This window comes from Sphingobacterium sp. lm-10 (assembly GCF_023554555.1).
In the GTDB taxonomy this organism is placed as follows: Bacteria; Bacteroidota; Bacteroidia; order Sphingobacteriales; family Sphingobacteriaceae; genus Sphingobacterium.
This window is the reverse complement of record NZ_JAMJWC010000001.1, coordinates 1,114,383-1,132,690: the sequence shown is the minus strand read 5'-3', so window position 1 is coordinate 1,132,690 and position 18,308 is coordinate 1,114,383. Positions and strand designations below refer to the sequence as shown.

Genomic DNA, 18,308 nt, shown 5'->3' with positions numbered 1-18,308 from the left:
ATTGGTTAACTATTTGTCGTTAATGTTTGAATTCTTCCGATGGCCTGGTCAAAGGTTTCGACTGTGGCACACAAGCTGATTCGAATATATTGAGATCCTGCTTCACCAAATATACCTCCTGGAGTAATAAATACGTTAGCATCGTATAATACCTTATCTGTTAAGGCATAAGCATCTTTAATTTCATCTGGAACTTTAGCCCAGACAAAGAGCCCTACCTGATCTTTCTGATAGCTACAGCCTAGCAAATCCATGATGGAAAATACCTTTTCTCTACGTTCTCGGTAGGTAGTGTTCAGTTCGTCATACCAAGATTGATCCAACGATAATGCCACGGCTGCCGCTGCTTGCAACGGGAAAAACATGCCTGAATCCATATTAGATTTAAAGCGTAATATCTCATCTATCCGATCAGGATGTGCCACGAGCATACCCAGACGCCACCCGGCCATGTTAGCCGATTTGCTCAGTGAATTGAGCTCGATCGCTACGTCCTTGGCGCCCTCCACAGCCATTATGCTCATCGGTTCTTCGTTGAGGATGAAGCTATAGGGGTTATCGTGGCAGATCAGAATATGGTGTTTTTTGCCAAAGGCAATAATGGCTTCAAAAAAAGCTTTGGTGGCTCTTGCTCCAGTGGGCATGTGCGGATAATTGATCCACATCATCTTCACATCTTGCAAACCATTTTTTTCCAATGCCTGCAAATCAGGTAGCCAGTTGTTGGACTCCGATAGTGTATACGGTATGGCAGTCGCTTCGCTCAGACGCACTGCTGAGGCATAGGTAGGATATCCAGGATTAGGAATTAATACCTTGTCTCCAGCTTGTAAGTAGGTCATGCAGATATGCATAATACCCTCTTTAGAACCCATTAAAGGTAGTACCTCGGTAGCAGCATCTACATTTACTTGATAATAGCGTTGATACCAATCGGCAATAGCTTGCCGCAAAAGCACACTGCCTTTATAACTTTGATAACCATGCGTCGTATCAAGAGCCGCTTGTTTTACCAATTCTTCTACGACACTTGGATGAGGCGGCAGGTCTGGACTTCCTATGGCTAGGTTAATGATTTTTTTGCCCGCCTTATTCAACGATTCTATTTCCCGGAGTTTTTTCGAAAAGTAGTATTCTTCCGTCTGTTCTAGGCGTTTTGCTACGGCTATCTGCATTTGTATATGGTGATAATGTCCTTTAAAATTTAGCTTGAAGCACGAATGTATTAATTTTTTACGTCAATCTAATGGTCACTTTGGAATTGCCTATGTAGAAGATTTAGTGCTTGTTTGACTATTTATCTAAATTGGTTAAATATCAAAATAATGACACAATATTGATGCTATTGGTACAATCCCAATGCAGTAGGTCAAATTTTGCTACATTTGTACAATTAAAATACTGGATGAAGACATATTTTAGACTTTTATCATTTGCTAACCCCATTGCAAAATATGCTATACCGTACATAATCTGTACTCTAGTTACGGTAATATTTGGCACCTTAAATTTAGCATTATTAGCGCCACTGCTGCAGGTACTATTCAAAGGTACTGGCGACGAAGGAATGACAGCATCTGGTGTGATAGATCGACCATCAGAATTAAGCGATATTGGCGGTTGGTTTACTTATTATGCTGATCGGTTATATTATGATATTGGGCCGTATGAAGCATTGAAATACGTCTGTATTGTGATTGTTATATCGGTTTTGATTAGTAATATTTTCCGTTATTTCTCACAGCGTATTATGGAGAATCTACGTATCCATACCTTATTGAATCTTCGTCGTGCTGTATTTGATAATGTGATGGGCTTGCACTTAGGCTATTTTACCAATCAACGTAAAGGAGATGTTATTTCTAAGATTGCTTCGGATGTACAAGTGGTTCAGTTTTCGGTAACGGGCACATTGCAGGTTGCTTTTAAAGAGCCATTGCAACTCATTGCGTATATGATTATGCTATTTGTGTTTTCGGTGAAGCTGACTTTGTTTTCCCTGTTGGTGATTCCGGTATCCGCATTTTTTATTTCCCGAATTGTGAAGACTTTGAAATCGCAGGCTACAGAGGCACAGCAATCGTACGCTAATATGATTACTTATTTGGATGAAGCGCTATCTGGGGTGAAGATTATTAAATCCTTCAATGCGAATTTCTTTGTAAAAGACCGTTTTAACAAAGAGAACCATCGTTATGCAAATATTATGCGTAGAATGGTGCGCCGTCAGCAGATGGGATCTCCAGTATCAGAATTGCTTGGCGTGGTCATGGTAGCCGTGATTCTGGTATATGGCGGCCACCTGGTATTAAGTGGCACAGGAGAATTGGGAGCGTCCGAATTCATCGCCTATATTGCTATATTTTCTCAAGTCATGCGGCCAGCCAAAGCGCTTACCGATGCATTTAGTAATGTACACAATGGTATTGCTGCCGGCGAACGTGTTTTGGCGCTGATCGATGAGAAAAATGAAGTGAAAGACGCCACTAATGCAAAATCTGTAACAGACTTTACACAGGGGATTTCTTTCGAGCATGTTCATTTTGCGTATGGCGAACATGAAGTGTTGCGCGATATTAATTTGGATATTCCTAAAGGTGGAACTATTGCCTTAGTAGGGCCATCTGGTGGCGGAAAATCGACCTTAGTAGATCTTATTCCTAGATTTATGGACGTAACTAGTGGCTCCATTCGCTTTGACGGCATAGATTTACGTGACTTGAAGCAGGAAGACCTACGGTCCATGATTGGGGTAGTTAATCAGGAATCTGTATTATTTAATGATACGATCTATAATAACATTGCCTTTGCTAATACGAATGCGACTCCTGAACAAGTTGAGGCAGCTGCACGCATTGCGAACGCACACGAATTTATCTTGAAAACCGAAGACGGATACCATACCAATATCGGAGATCGAGGTGCTAAATTGTCTGGAGGCCAGCGTCAGCGTATCTGCATTGCTAGAGCAGTACTGAAGAATCCGCCGATTATGTTGCTGGATGAAGCTACCTCAGCTTTAGATACCGAATCTGAAAAATTAGTACAAGACGCCCTGTATGCCCTGATGAAGAACCGTACAACCGTTGTTATTGCGCATAGACTCAGTACCATACACAATGCGGATAAAATCATTGTGTTGGAAGGGGGCAGTATTCGTGAAGTAGGAACACATCAGGAGCTAATTGCGCACAATGGATTGTATAATCGCTTGATTGAAATGCAGCAGTTTTCGAGCTAATTGCTGATATGAAGAAGATCTGGAACATTGGATGGAAAGTAGTACTGGGTATTTTTTTCCTGTTGATATTATTTATCTTTTGGATGTCGCCACGCCTGGGTGGTTTGATTGCGATGGGAAAAGATCAAGTAGATACCACGATCTATCCGCTTAGATTTGACTATGATAAGTCAGCAAACATCAAGCTTGCTTATCGTGATTTATCCCAGGAAGCAGATTATGTTTATCTCCGCGAGACCTATAAGTTGGATAGTATTGTTCAGCATTGTCACACCGAATTTGAACAGATTGCAGCCATTCAAAGTTGGGTGCAAAGCCGATGGGTGCACGATGGCGAAAATGTACCGGAATACCAGGATGCTGTTTATATCCTACGGGAGGCAGAAAAAGGTCGTCGATTTCGTTGCGTAGAATATGCAACGGTAGCGCAACAGTGCTTAGCTTCACTAGGGTTCCGCACGCGTCAACTTAGCCTCATGATCCGTGATATTGCCGAGGTGAAATGGGGCGGTGGCCATGTCGTCAACGAGGTGTATATGACTGATCTGCAAAAATGGGTTTTTATTGACCCGCAGTATGATGCTATCATCATACACAAAGGGGTACCCATGAATGCCATTGAGCTACAAGCCTGTCTGGTTAATGGAGATGATTTTGAATTACTTAATCCTAATAGCCTAATTAGCAAAGAAGACTATAAAAGCTGGATCGCTCCCTATTTGTATTATTTCACCGTATCGCTTCAGAAAGGACCTACGACAGTATGGGATAGGATAGTAGGCAATAAGCGACAATTAACATTGTATCCAATCGATGCTGAGCAACCCGCTTATTTTCAAAAAATGATACGTCTGAATACGGCGATTTACACGCACGCTATTCAAGAATTCTATCCTCGCGTAAAACAATAAGCTAAAAAACCACCTTAGGTAGATTATGACGCAGTTGTTGCATGGCTAATAAGCTGTTGGCACAACTATTTTAGGGGATTTTTGATACATTTGTATCTGTTAGATATTTAGGAGAGTGGCATGGATGCACAGCAGAAACTAGATTTTTTGATCAATAACCCGAGCTTAGATACGCAGCTCAAAACGATTGCCATAAAGGTACGTGATGGAGAGCGTATCAGCTTTGACGAAGGGGTGTACTTGTATGAACATGCCGAGCTGTCTTACTTAGGTGTATTGGCCAATCATATTCGTGAAGAACGACATGGTGATACCACCTATTTTAATAGAAACTTTCACATAGAGCCCACCAACGTATGCGTGTACGACTGTAAGTTTTGTTCGTATTCCCGAATGATTAAGCAGCGCGAAGAAGGATGGGAGATGGATGTGGATGGCATGCTAGAGGTGGTGAAACGTTACGACGGCGAGCCTGTAACTGAAGTTCATATCACCGGAGGCGTGGTGCCGAAGCAGAATCTGGCATTTTATGCCGAGTTCTTTCAGCGTTGCAAAGCACATCGCCCGGAATTACACATCAAGGCGCTTACACCGGTCGAATACTATTATATTTTCAAAAAGGCAAAGCTATCGCATTATGATGGCATGAAATATTTGAAAGAAGCAGGTTTAGACTCGATGCCCGGCGGAGGTGCAGAGATTTTCCATCCAGAGATTCGGGAGCAGATTGCGCATGATAAATGTACTGCAGAGCAGTGGCTAGACATTCATGAGCAAGCGCATAAGTTGGGCATGCACACTAATGCAACGATGCTTTACGGGCATATCGAAAAATACTGGCATCGTGTGGATCACATGGAGCGTTTACGTCAGTTGCAGGATCGTACGCAAGGCTTCCAAACCTTTATACCACTCAAATTTCGGAATAAGGACAATCAGATGGAAGATGTTCCAGAGGTATCGGTGATCGAAGATTTACGTAACTATGCGATTTCCAGAATCTATCTGGATAATTTTGCACACATCAAGGCCTACTGGGCTATGATATCCAGAGATACCGCGCAAATGTCTCTTAGCTTTGGTGTGGATGATATTGATGGCACATTGGATGATACGACCAAAATCTATAGTATGGCTGGTGCAGAAGAGCAAACACCAGCGATGTCTACGCAAGAATTGGTAGAACTTATTCGTCATGTTGGTCGCCACCCTATAGAGCGTGATACCGTATACAATGTGGTTACAGACTATAAAGACGTCACGTTTGACCAAGAGCCTAAGAAAAACTATTACGCATTACCTGTAGTAAATTAAGTAATAAAAATTTTCATTGTAGAATAAAAAAATATATTTAAAGATTTATCGCTGGCAGATTTGATTTGACGCTCCATACACTGATGTCTTTTTTCGGTATTGTAAAATTCGACTAACCTATCAACTATCTTCATGATGGATTGATTCAACAAGGATTGCATAGTACTGACTTCTTTAAAGGCTTCTAAGACTACTTTGGTCTTGAAAACCGGACTGAATTTTCTATGCTCTTTTTTCATTTTCAACTGTTAAATTATTGAATTTAATCAGCTGTCGAATATTTCGGGAATATTATAAAGGATCTAGCTACCTAATTCCAATTGATTCCTTACTAAGTTGTAGTATTCATTTTTCAATGCTACCAATTCCTGATGGTTGCCTTGCTCCACAATTTCACCGTGTTTCAGTACAATGATCTTGTTTGCGTTTTTCACCGTAGAAAGACGGTGAGCAATAATTAAAACAGTTTTGCCCTTAAAGAAAGACTGAAGATTATCGTGAATTATTTTTTCATTTTCGGCATCCAAGGCAGAGGTAGCTTCATCAAAGAATATGTAATGTGGATTCTTGTAAACCGAACGTGCAATTAGGATACGCTGTTTCTGACCTCCCGATATGCCGTTTCCAGCAGCTCCAATCTTTGTATTGTACCCTAATGGCAGGCTTTCTATAAAAGATTCTATGTTCGCCACTTTAACGGCATGATCTAATCTCTTTCTGTCGATATTTTCGTCACCAGTAGCGATGTTCCGCTCTATTGTATCAGAGAAGATATAACCGTCCTGCATAACCACACCGCAGTTTTCGCGAATGCTTTTTGGTGATAAGTAAAGTACATTATCTCCATTATAATATATTGACCCATTTGTAGGATCATAGAATCTTAAAAGAAGTTTCATCAGGGTAGTTTTACCGCTGCCACTTGCTCCTACAACGGCGGTGACTTTACCTTCAGGAATGGAAATCTTTAAATCGTTTAGAACAAAAGGAGATTTTGGTCCTTCATACTGAAAAGAAACACTCTCTAACGTAATGCCTTTCATCGTTCCATTTGAAAGATGATTAGATTTAATATTTAAAAGCTTTAATTCTCCATGTTCTTCTTTTTTATGATTTTCTACTTCATTTAACCTTGATAGGCTAAGTTTGGCATCTTGTAATGATTTTAAAAATGATACTAATTGATTGACCGGGCTATTCATTTGCCCGATGATATAAGAAATACTTAACAAACTCCCTAAAGACATGTAATCAGTTACTACAAAATAAGCAGCAAGGAAGGTCACTAATATGTTTTTCGTTTGATTAATGAAATCAAAACCCGTTAATTGGATTTGGTTTATCCTTAAAACTCTTATGTTGGTTTTAAAGAGTTTTTGTTGAATTTCTTCCCATTCTTTTCTCTTCAATTCTTCATATTGGTTTAACTTCATTTCTGTTACTCCATTTATTATCTCATAAATGGCTTCTTTATCCTGGCTACGTTGGTGAAATCTAAAATAGTCTATAATCTCTCTTTTCTTTAGCCAATACATAGACCATATTATGGATAGCGTCGTTAATATTGAATACACTAATAGAATTCTATAATCATAATACCAAAGAACTCCAAAGAATACTGAAAATGAAATAAATGACAGAAGAGTTAATATACTTTGGGATGTTAAAAACTGTTCAATTCTTTCATGATCTTGAATACGTTGATTAAAATCTCCCATCATTTTCGTATCAAAGAATTTAATTGGAAGTTTTAATAGCTTGTTTAAAAAGTCTGAAATTATTTTTATATTGATTTTAGTGCCTATTTTAAGAACGATCCAATTTCTAAAGATATCAAAGATTATAGTTCCGGTAAAAAATAAAAGTTGGGCTAGTAAAATTAGACCTATTAGGTTTACGTCTTTTTTATTGACGCCATCATCAATAAGCTTTTGAGTTAAAAGTGGAAATACAAGGGTCGTTGCCGCACCTAATAACAAAAAGAAGAAAAGTTTTAATAGTTCTTTTTTATAAGGAATTATATGAGAAGTCATCGATTTGAGCGAAATCTTATCTTCTGCTATGAATGTGGAATCGAAGAATTTCTCTTTAGGATCTAATAGTAAAGCAACACCTTCATTATTATTGGATAACCAAGATTGTTTGAATTTCTCTTCATCAACTGAAAGAAATCCATAACTCGGATCAGCAATTTTAAAGATTTTATTTTTCGAAATGAATCTTGTGCCTACAGAACGCAATACAACAAAATGGTTCTGATTCCAATGTAGAATACAAGGCAACTGAATATCTTCGATATCTTCAATACCTAATTGAACTCCTGTTGTTTCAAATCCTAATTCGTTAGAAGCTTCATACAAACCAAGTAAAGAAACTCCATCTCTAGTCAGGAAGGCTTTATCTCTTATAAATTGTAAATCAATGTGTTTGCCGTAGTGGGAAGCAATCATTGACAGGCAGGCTGGACCACAATCCATTTGGTCATGCTGAGGAATAAACTTCATATTCAATTTTTGATTCCGATTAAAGTTATTTCATTCAAATTTGGAAGAGATTCATCATTTTCTAGCATAAGAGTTATTCCAATTCCTCCAATACCCCAAAAAAATGAGTATTTCGCTGAAGAATGAATCTTTTTGTCTTCCTCATAATCAAATATAAATCCGGCTAATTTTAATTTTTCCTTATTTCTATATTGTAATATCTGTTTATACCAATAATGGGAAGCATTATCAAAAATAGAATCTCCTGAAGCTTCAAATAAATCCTTAAATATTTGGTTTAAGCCAGCTGCACCATATAATATACTTGCGTCCTGCGTTTGGTTCTTATTTATTTTTCGCGATGAGCATGTATGCAACATCGTGTTCACCTCTTCACTCAAATCAACTAAATCAAAAGCCCGGGTAGCGTTATATATCCCTAAAAGGATACCCAGATCACCATAGCACATCGAAAATTGTGTTTCCGCAAACGGCTCAATAGCAGGAAATTTATAAGGGAAATATCCATTTGTTAAATTTCTTTTCCTATTCATCAGAAAACGTATTGATTTTCTTACAACAGATTCTATTTCCTCTGATTTCTCATTATGGATTTTAAAAAGGAAGATTTTCGTTAAGAAATTAATGATCATTGCTGAACCATGGGATAATCCTAAATAAACTTGATTGCAATAAGTAGGAGATCTCCAGTATATTTCCACTTTATTATGATGAATTGCACTATTCAATATTGAATCTACAATTTCCTTTAAAATTTGTATTGAGTGCTGATCGTTGTTATTGTAGTAATATTGATTTAAAAAATAGAAACCAGAAGACAAGCACCCGCTGAAATAGTCATAATCAGTTCTATTTATTGCTTGTCTAGTGGATTCATAAAGTACTTCATTGAGCATAGAATAATATTCAGAAAAATCGTATTCCAATTCAAATCTGTTTTGAATAAATAAAAGTCCTTTCCCAAAACTGGATAACGATTGTGATACAGAATCCCCTTTATACTTCGGTATATATTCATTTTTCTTTGAAGTTTCTGATAGTATTGTTATAGACTCTTCAATCAACAATTCTCCTCTTTTAACGAATGACTGATTATTGTAATATTTCTGGCAATAGAAATAGTAAAGTGCAGCTCCCATCTTACCATACTCAATTGAAGCATCATTAAAAACACTGTTATTTCTTTCAATTTCTAATCTTATATCGTCAACAATAATGTCAATTTCAGCTTTCTTTATCATTTCTTTTCAATATTGAGTTATATGTTTTTGAAAGCAAATAATATATAACGAATTCGTGCATTCTTGCTTTTGTCAGGAATATTCTATTCATATTCATATGTACATAATCGTGCAAAAGTTTTATGTACTCGTTTTCAGAATGAATATTGCTTTTTATAGTATTAGCTATATTTTTAATTCGCTCTGATCTCTTCGCAAAGGGAGGTACATACTCCTCGATATCAGTATAATCATTTCGAAATAGTATTTTTTCTACGAAATCTTTATTTTCTCTATATTTTTTATCTATTGATTTTTTAAACTTTTGGACATATTCATGATTGGATTGGTCAACATGCTCAGCCATAAAATTCTGATAGAGATCATTAAAAAGATTTACTCTTATATCTGTGGGAACTTCAAAATCCCGCATAAAGAAGTGAATGGAAAGAATAGCCACCTTCCATCTTGTATTCTCATCAGTATCTCTTATTTTCAAAAATTCCATAATAGCAATACTATCATGATGGAATAATTCTTCAGAATGCTCTATGTTCTTCCATCCATATCTTTCAATTTCCCTTTTGTAAGTATCAATTTGAACAACAAAGCTTAACTCATCTCCACTAAAATCTTTAAGAAGCCTATTCAGGTTATCAAAATCTAAATCCCTCAATTTTTCCTTTATCCGAAATCTGATATGATATTCAGGATCTTGATATCTTATAAAGAACCAAGGTGCTTCGGTATCGTTTGTTGAAATGCTTTTAACAAATTCGCCAATAACATCTTTGACGATAGTATCGCCAAATTTATGACTACAATAGATTTTGTAGAAGCTCCAATCATCACCAGGAAAGAATATTCGCTTAACAGATGAGTCACATTCTTCTAAATTATTATTTACTTCAATATTTTCGATGTCACTTGTATACGGAAAGATAAATTCAGAAGAGAAAAATTCATTCTTCGAATTCTGCAATTGCAATGTTTCAAAGAATTCATAAATGAAAATATTTTCTTTTTTTATTTGCTTCAATAGTATGTTTAGACATATTTCATTACTGATATCTAGTAGAAGGACATTATCTCGCTCTTTAATTGTACATAAACGGGGTATGCATAAATCTTTTAAGAGCTTTAATAATTTATTGATATTTAAGCTTTTATCCTGGTCAATTCTCCAGCGAGCTTCTGATAAAATTAGTTCTTTATATTCCACGCGTGGCAAATAGGCGTTTTTTTCGAGGATACCCCAATCCCATTTAAATCCTAAGTCAACGCCATAAAATTGAAAATCTCCTAAGAATTTCACCACAGGAAGTTGATTCTCACTATAATTATATGCGTTTGTAAATCTTGGCTTAATTTCCTTATTTAATTTCTTTGATCTTAAAATTAGTTTTCCATTTTCTATTCTAACCCATAAATCATTGATATGAATAATGTTAGAATCACTTCCTTTACTTTCAGAGGCGTATGGTAATTCGAAATTGTAGAAATTAGGTCTTAATAATACGTTCCCTAATCTATCTTCTCTATGATGTATCAATTCAACATATATAAGATCTTCTTTATCTCCTTCTGTGATTTTTTTTACATTTTTATTTAGTTCATCATCATGATAGGCAAATCTTGATAATACAATATTTGCAAATGGGGTTGATATAGGAGAATTTGCATAAAATTTAAAATTTCCAGAATCAAGATCATTTAGTGAATCACAAATAAATGATCCAAATATGTGATGATTATATCCAAATGATAGTTCATCGGGGTTACTGTCAGTTATTTTCTTTACATCATTTTCTGTGATAGTTATCGCTTTAAAATCAGTGTAAGAAAAACAATTAATATACTTATCAAGCACTAATTGAAGTAAAGGAGAAATATTACTTGTATTCTCTCTGTTTTTGAATGTAAAATATATACCATCAAGAAGAGGGGTTTCTTCAAGGTTTCCACTAACTTGAAAATCATAACCTACTCCAAAATCAGGGTCGAGAGCCTTGACGAGAGGTATTTCCATATTTTCAAATTTGGAATAAAATTTATTTGTGAAGTTGTCGAGCCTGTAATTAGTTGTTCTTTTTACTAAAGGAATTAGTTCTTCTGCTCGTTTTGAAAGCAGGGATGTTACTTTATTACTTATCGTAGACTCATCTAAAAAAATCTGTGAATCGATTTGTAACATTTGATTTTTTAAATCAATAATTGTGGATAATTTTTTGGTTAAATTATCAATATTTGTGACCGTCTCTTCCAAAAAAAAGGAAGTTCTATTAATTTTATATTTAACCGATGTCACTTCATCGAGTATATTAGTAGGTATGGTATATTTTTCCAAATACTTTTTTAATTCTTCTATCGGATCCATAGTACTCGTCATAAAGGGAGGCAATTTATCTACTAAAATATTGACATCGATTAGAGAAACTATGTAATCTTCTATTTCATCAACTTCTGATGATAGTATGTGATCGGTTAGAAATTTCCTGATATCATCTAAGAGAACACCGTTCTTAGATAAATCTAATATGGACTCCAAGAAGAAGTCCTTATCTATCTCAGAAATTTCGTAATTATAGCTACTATCCCAACAGATATACCTGATATAATCACCAAAATCGTAGATGGTATTATTTGAATAATATGGTATATTATTCAACTGTTCTTTATTAATTATATAATCTTTTATTTTCTTAAGGAAAAATACATCTGCTCTTACTTTCGGATTAATGTGAAAATTATTTAATGACAGGTTAGATTCTTTGTTGTGAATTGTACCAGTTCCAAATCCTGCAAACAAACCATAAGGGGTGCATCTCGCAGTCATGCGTGAATAATATTTATATAAACTGATTAGGATTTTGTCAGATGCATCATAGTCTTTGTCTTCTTTTAGCCATCGAAGTGTAATGTGATAGAACTCATTAGAAGCAAAGAACAAGGCATTTAAAAATTTTCTATCTGAAAAGAGATATTTTACTGACTTCAAATCATTGTTGATCATAGCATCATTCAAAGAATCTAGATTCTTAAATGGCAAAGCGGGTATCCGAGTAATAAAAAAATCTGTAGGGTTGAAGTGCTTCATTTTATAACAATGTGAGACTTTTGAGGATGTCTAACTTTCGAAAGAGGATTTAACCAGTTCGTTAGCCTTCCATTTTTTTAAAACCTTCCCAATCAAAATATAAATTGGGAAGGTCGTTCATTTCTGGATATTTAAAAATTATCCGTTAGTAGCGCCAGTAGTCGCTGTAGTTGTGCAATTGTTTGTTGTGGCTGTAAATCCACAATCTCCATCCTCAACTAAATTTAAGGATTTGTTACCACCTTTTACAGTACTTAACTGTGCTTCGTTTAATTTTGCAATCGATCTCTTATTTAATTGCAATTTGCTGAATTTTTTGTCCATGACATTAAAAAATTAAAAGATTATCTCTACTCTATTAAGGATTTTCGAGTTCCTCCTATACGCGCGTAATATTTTCTATTTGATGTTAGTTTGCTCTGGACTTCTCATCAAATTTCACATTCTTGTTTACTCCTTTTACTCTATTATTTCCAAAAATATACGACATGCTAAAGGTGAACCTTCTTTGATCCATATAATTATAAAATTCAGATCGATACCCTGCGTTATAAGAGTAGCCTTCACTTTTTAAAGTTTTGAAAGCATCACTTAAGACAGCACTAACATTCACCTTTTTATCAAGAAATGATGCTTTTATTCCAGGAGAAAAATTTAATTGTTCTTGGATTATTACATTAGCATACACATATGGTAGGTCATGAGTTAAATTCAGTAAAAGAAACCATGTCTTATTTTGATTCAAGGAAATAGTATTGTAAACCGAGTATGCCATTGAGTAAACCTCTAAACCTTCTGCCTCAGGTATTGTAGGAGTTGTCTTCGTGAAAGTTCCATTAGTATTCAATGATAAATCCCATATCTTAAAGAAAGTTTCATAATAGTTCAGTCTCAGCCCGATGGTATTTTCATTAAAACTATTTTCCATGACATTGCTATATATGCCGTCTTCAAGTCTTGCTATATTTGATATACCGTCACGATTATATTGATTGTATAATCCTGCCGTTAGTTTTCCTAAGAAAGTGTATGATAATTCTACATTATCATTAAAGGAAGGCATCAATACTGGATTACCCGCATAATACATATATGGATTAATATACCACCTGAAAGGGTTGAGGGATTGAAAGTCGGGTCGGTTGATACGCTTGGAGTAATTTAACGAGAAAGCATGATTGTCATTGGGTTTAAAACTGACATATGCAGAAGGAAATAATTTTCCATAGTTATCAATGACAATACTTTCATCATTTCCTGGAGTTTGCCCATCCAAAGAAGTATATTCATATCTTAATCCAGCTTTTGCAGACCAGATTCCATTAAAGTCTTTATGCATACTAATATAGGCAGCATAATTATGTTCTTCGTAATTGAACACATTGCTGTTCTGAGGATTTATGACATAACCAGATCCAACAAAGTTGTAATACTCCAAATCAGAATTATTGTCAAATAAAGTATATTTTACTCCAGTTTCAATATTTAACCAATTGTAGGGCAACATAAAATCCGCTTGTCCAGAATAAATATTATAGGTCATATCGCTGGTATTTCGCGCTATATCCTCATTTGAGGTGATATCATTAATAGAACTGAAATCGTTTACTCTATAGGGTGTGTTATTTAAGTAGTTTCCTATAAAGCTTACTTTTTTACCTAAAGTATCAAGCTTTAAATCATAATAAGCGTTTAGTGTATGTCTTGGGGTCTTCCAAAACTGCTTTTGATAGGTATTAAGTGTAGAATCTACCACTTGATTACTTTCATAAATACTTGCACCATCAGCATTGGAATTATAGTTTGAATGCCCATAATCATAGATGAAACCAATATTTTGCCTCTCGCTGAGTGTAAAATCCAGAGTGTAATTTACACCTATAGCCTTTGATTGGTCTTTCCTTATTTCATTGGTGTAAATGCCATTGTCGGTTCCCACGAGATTTCTAATCACTTCTGGTCTGATTGAGAAATCGTGTTGACGTAAGCGCAAAGTTGAGCTAATTTTATTTGATTGATAATTTACGGTTGCATTACCTCCCAAGCCGTAAAAAGAGGTTTTTTGATAAGCACCATTAATGTTACCACTCCAACCTAGATTAGGATTTTTTTTCAAAATAATATTGATAATACCACTGTTTCCCTGAGCCTCATATTTTGAAGGCGGAGTAGTAATGATCTCAATTCTGGTTATATCTTCTGATCGCAATGATTGAAGATAGTTGGATAATTCGCTCCCTGAAAGATTAAGCATCCTGTCATTTACCATTATAGCAACACCCCCTTTACCTACTATTGATACATTGTCATTCTGTAAACGAATCAAAGGAGTATTTCTTAATGCGTCCAATCCACTCATTCCTTGTGAAGCAATGGAATTTTCTACATTAAATACCATTCTGTCCACTTTTTGCTCTATCAGCTTTTTCCTTACAGTTATTGTTACACCTTCAAGCATTACAGATTCGTCAATTTCAATTTCTCCCATATCTACATCCTGACTAAGTTCCAGATGCTGGTTAAAATATTCGCCACCGAATTGTTCCAAGATCAACTTGTAGTTACCTTTTTCCGCTTTAAACAAGAAAGTACCCAAACTATCTGTAACCATCCCCTCAACAAAAACTGTGTCATTTTTCAACAAAAAAGCATGAACAAATTCTACAGGCAACTTGTTTTTATTTAACACTTTCCCCTTAAGAGTTCGCTGCTGTGCAGAAGTAATATCTATACCGAGAAATGAGACAACGAGATAAAAAAGTAATACGGATGTCTTTCGGTTAATCATAATCATTTTTTTTTCGTAAAAAAATACTTCAACTCATTGTGCATTAGAAAATATAGAGAATAAAAATTTTTTTATTCTGCTGATAATAGATTTGTTTTTTTATAAAGGAACTATCTAGAATAAATAATCTAAAGCAAGTTAATAAATATTATTGTTAATTTAAATGATAATTTTTTATATAATCGGCAGTTGACCATTTAGCGTAGGCGTCCTGCAATAAGCGATCTGAAAGTAATCAACTTAAGTCTGACGGCTGAATTCATGGGTTTGGACAGCAAGAATAATCTTTTCTAAAATCGCCTTTGCGCTTACTTAAAATCCAAAATTGAACGAACTGTATTTAACCGCAGGAAGCGTAGATTGATCTTCTATCAGAAGCAGCTTCGGATGAAGCTTGCCGAGTATTTCAACGAATTCGAAGATGTGTTTATCGTGGCCAGCATGCATGCCACTGGAAGTCTGCAAAATTACCCCTAGTACTCGCTCGAAGATCTGTAAGGAAGATATACATAGTCTATCGACTAAAGGATGCTGTGCCGCACAAAAGACCTATTATCAAGGTTACAAACTTCATACAGTATGCTCGTTAGAAGTTGGCTTTCAGTCGTTGGATATTAGTTCGGCGAACGTATATGACCTTCATTGCCTTAGAGATTTCATGTAGCAATTGTTCGATTGTACTTTGCTTGGCGACAAGGGATACCCGTCTTGGGGTACACAGTTGAATCTCTTTGAGTCAGCAAATATTCTTTTAAGGGCATATTGTGGGAAATTAAACTTTGACATATGGAATATAAGTATTTTAAACATTTCGTTTAGTGAAAAATAGATCGTTAGTTTTCTTTTTTCAGTTTTTGTCATATACTCTATTAATTTGCAAGTTTCCGAGTCACTTTTTTGGAGCGTTTTTCGTTTTTTATATTGTGAAAAAGTTGTTGATTATTCCTTTTCTAAGTGATTCGCCCTTGAGGCCGATCTTCTGCGATGAGTTGACGATCCTTTCAAATATAGCATCTGCAATGGTACCTTCTCCCTATGATGATATCGTGCCATAAGCATACGGGTACATATGAAGAGATTATAGTGAATCTTTTGCCGTGCCGATCATCGATAATATCCGTAAGCGTTTCTCTATCCTAACCATCAAAAGCCTGTAGGCCAAAGTCGTGAAGGATCAGCGGTTCTATGATGGTGAGCTTTTCGATTTCCTTGATGTAGGTTCCGTCAACTTTGCTGAGCTTAAGTCTTTTGAGGAGCCGTGCCGTGACAGCATAGAAGGTCTTCATCCCTGCCATGCAGACCTGATGTCCCAGAGCCTGTGAGAGGCGGCTTTTACCTGTTCCAGATGCCTCGAAGATGACCACGTTTTTCTTTCGCTGCATGAAGTTCTTTACGGGCAATTAGATAGAAATATTTTTGTTTAGATTTCGATCTGCCTTGTAGCCGTCTCGCACGAATTCATCTATCAATACATCTGGTCGGATAAAAAGCGATTGCGTGCCTAGAAACAAAAGCCATCGATCTTTTGGAGCAATGGAAGCCGTTGTTACATACGATCACCTTTGGTAACAAAAAAAGGAATTTGCTAACCATCGACTCGCAGAAAAGCTCGGAATTGACTACTACTTTGCCAAACCCTACCACAGCTGGGAGCGTGGAGCGAACGAAAATCTAAATGGATTAGTGAGGCAATATTTCACAAAAAAGAGTAACTTTGAGTCAATAATCCAAGCAGAAATTGACAGTGTTATAAATACTTTAAATAACAGGCCTCGAAAAAGATTTGATTTTAGATCGCCCAACGAAGTTTTCGCTCAAAAACTAAACGAAAACATTAGTGTTGCATTTTTGGCTTGAATCCATCAGTAATATTGAAGAAGACATTTTATTTCATACGACACGGGCAGACCGATCTCAATTTGCGTGGTATAGTGCAAGGAAGGGGTGTAGACTCGCCGCTGAATGCCACCGGACGTAAGCAAGCTGAAGCTTTCTTTCAAGCCTATAAAGAAGTTCCCTTCGACAAGGTGTATACTTCTACTTTACTGCGTACCCATGAGACTGTTGCTTCTTTTACTGCAAATGGAATCCCGACTGAACAGTTAGCTGGTCTTGACGAGATTAGCTGGGGAATCTATGAAGGCAAGGAGCAAGACGAATCCATTATGGCAGGTTTTAAAGACTTGGTGGATCAGTGGCGTAATAATCTATTGGACGTGTCCGTTGAAAATGGCGAATCACCGAATGCTTTGGTAAAGCGTCAACAGGAAGCGATCCAGCATATGCTTGATCAAAAAGAAGAGGATTTGGTATTGGTTTGTCTTCACGGGCGTGCCTTAAGAATTTTACTTTGCCATCTTACCCAATTAGCCGTTTGCCAGATGGATGATTTTCCGCATACCAATACTGCGCTGTATATTGTAGAATACCATGAAGGCAAATTCACGATTGTGGATCATTACAATACCCAACATTTAGACGAATTAGACATAGATGCCTGATCATATAAGGATTGCGGTCGCAACCTACACGAATACATTACCTTTTCTAAAAGGATTACAAGCATCCTCGGACATAAGCAGTACCGCGGAATTACTGATGGATTATCCAAGTGCCTGTGCGGAAAAGGTAATCCGTGATGAGGCAGATTTAGGTATTATCCCAATTCAAGCTTTGCTCGACATTCCGAACTATCATATTATCGGTGATTATTGTATAGGAAGCGATGGTGCGGTAGATTCCGTTTTTATTTTTTCGAAAGTGCCCATTGCCGAGGTAAATGTTTTACGCCTTGATCCGCAATCAAAAACGTCCAATGGCCTAGCTCGAATACTGTTTAAGTATTTTTGGCGAAAAGATATAGACGTGGTACTGGCCGGACAGGCAGATGCTGAAGTACTTATTGGCGACCGCACTTTTGGCCAGAAAGAAGCTCATGCATACGCCTATGATTTAGGTGCCTGTTGGAAAGAGTTTACCGGATTACCATTCGCCTTTGCCGTTTGGGCAGCCAATAAGCCATTGCCAGATACATTTGAAAAGGTTTTTAATGAAGCATTAGCCAGTGGTATTGAACACATGGATCAAGTCATTGCAACGCTACCGAATCTTCCAAACTTTGATTTTGCCGATTACCTTTTAAAGAAGCTAGATTTTAATCTTACGGACGAAAAACGCCAGGCTATCGCCCGTTACCTCGAACTCTACCAGACTTTATAAGGTAACGCTCCGTA

The 18,308-nt window shown here is 36.3% G+C and carries 13 protein-coding genes and 1 pseudogene; 6 read left to right on the top strand and 8 right to left on the bottom strand.

The features are described 5' to 3' along the window. Positions 1 to 5: 5 nt before the first annotated feature. Positions 6 to 1,175: a pyridoxal phosphate-dependent aminotransferase gene (locus M8998_RS04445; RefSeq protein WP_249990922.1), complete on the bottom strand. Its 1,170-nt coding sequence runs from the start codon at positions 1,173 to 1,175 to the stop codon at positions 6 to 8. 230 nt (positions 1,176 to 1,405) lie between these two features. Between M8998_RS04445 and M8998_RS04440 the strand changes: the two genes are divergently transcribed. The 3 genes from M8998_RS04440 (at position 1,406) to mqnE (ending at position 5,466) form a co-directional block, all read left to right on the top strand. Continuing rightward, on the top strand, positions 1,406 to 3,241 hold the full coding sequence (locus M8998_RS04440; RefSeq protein WP_249990921.1) for an ABC transporter ATP-binding protein: 1,836 nt from the start codon (positions 1,406 to 1,408) through the stop codon (positions 3,239 to 3,241). An 8-nt stretch (positions 3,242 to 3,249) separates the two neighbouring features. Next, entirely contained in the window at positions 3,250 to 4,152 is a 903-nt protein-coding gene (locus M8998_RS04435) for a transglutaminase-like domain-containing protein (protein ID WP_249990920.1), read from the top strand. A 120-nt stretch (positions 4,153 to 4,272) separates the two neighbouring features. After that, the gene (mqnE, locus tag M8998_RS04430) at positions 4,273 to 5,466 is read left to right on the top strand and encodes an aminofutalosine synthase MqnE (protein ID WP_249990919.1); all 1,194 of its coding nucleotides are present in this window, start codon (positions 4,273 to 4,275) and stop codon (positions 5,464 to 5,466) included. Here mqnE and M8998_RS04425 read toward each other — a convergent pair. The 7 genes from M8998_RS04425 to M8998_RS04395 all read right to left on the bottom strand — a co-directional run bounded on the left by M8998_RS04425 (position 5,463) and on the right by M8998_RS04395 (position 16,457). Beyond that, positions 5,463 to 5,705, bottom strand: a complete 243-nt coding sequence (locus M8998_RS04425; protein ID WP_249990918.1) for a hypothetical protein — start codon at positions 5,703 to 5,705, stop codon at positions 5,463 to 5,465. The two genes, mqnE and M8998_RS04425, sit on opposite strands and share 4 nt — an antisense overlap. Positions 5,706 to 5,768: 63 nt before the next feature. Continuing rightward, positions 5,769 to 7,970: a peptidase domain-containing ABC transporter gene (locus M8998_RS04420; protein ID WP_249990917.1), complete on the bottom strand. Its 2,202-nt coding sequence runs from the start codon at positions 7,968 to 7,970 to the stop codon at positions 5,769 to 5,771. Between the two features lie 2 nt (positions 7,971 to 7,972). Further along, positions 7,973 to 9,211 (bottom strand): lanthionine synthetase LanC family protein, encoded by a 1,239-nt coding sequence (locus tag M8998_RS04415; protein ID WP_249990916.1) that lies wholly within the window; start codon positions 9,209 to 9,211, stop codon positions 7,973 to 7,975. Next, a complete protein-coding gene (locus M8998_RS04410; RefSeq protein ID WP_249990915.1) occupies positions 9,195 to 12,287 on the bottom strand; it encodes a lantibiotic dehydratase in 3,093 nt (1,030 codons plus the stop codon). The genes M8998_RS04415 and M8998_RS04410 overlap by 17 nt, the downstream gene beginning before the upstream one ends. Before the next feature lie 138 nt (positions 12,288 to 12,425). Further along, entirely contained in the window at positions 12,426 to 12,611 is a 186-nt protein-coding gene (locus M8998_RS04405) for a class I lanthipeptide (protein ID WP_249990914.1), read from the bottom strand. A gap of 85 nt (positions 12,612 to 12,696) precedes the next feature. After that, a complete protein-coding gene (locus tag M8998_RS04400; protein WP_249990913.1) occupies positions 12,697 to 15,075 on the bottom strand; it encodes an outer membrane beta-barrel family protein in 2,379 nt (792 codons plus the stop codon). A 1,136-nt stretch (positions 15,076 to 16,211) separates the two neighbouring features. Continuing rightward, positions 16,212 to 16,457 (bottom strand): ATP-binding protein, encoded by a 246-nt coding sequence (locus tag M8998_RS04395; protein WP_249990912.1) that lies wholly within the window; start codon positions 16,455 to 16,457, stop codon positions 16,212 to 16,214. 205 nt (positions 16,458 to 16,662) lie between these two features. Between M8998_RS04395 and M8998_RS16340 the strand changes: the two are divergent. The 3 genes and pseudogenes from M8998_RS16340 to M8998_RS04385 form a co-directional block, all read left to right on the top strand. Beyond that, a pseudogene (locus tag M8998_RS16340) lies at positions 16,663 to 16,932 on the top strand (IS30 family transposase); the annotation flags it as partial. A gap of 14 nt (positions 16,933 to 16,946) precedes the next feature. Further along, entirely contained in the window at positions 16,947 to 17,576 is a 630-nt protein-coding gene (locus M8998_RS04390) for a histidine phosphatase family protein (protein ID WP_249990911.1), read from the top strand. Beyond that, a complete protein-coding gene (locus M8998_RS04385; RefSeq protein ID WP_249990910.1) occupies positions 17,569 to 18,294 on the top strand; it encodes a menaquinone biosynthetic enzyme MqnA/MqnD family protein in 726 nt (241 codons plus the stop codon). The genes M8998_RS04390 and M8998_RS04385 overlap by 8 nt, the downstream gene beginning before the upstream one ends. The last annotated feature ends 14 nt before the right edge of the window (positions 18,295 to 18,308 follow it).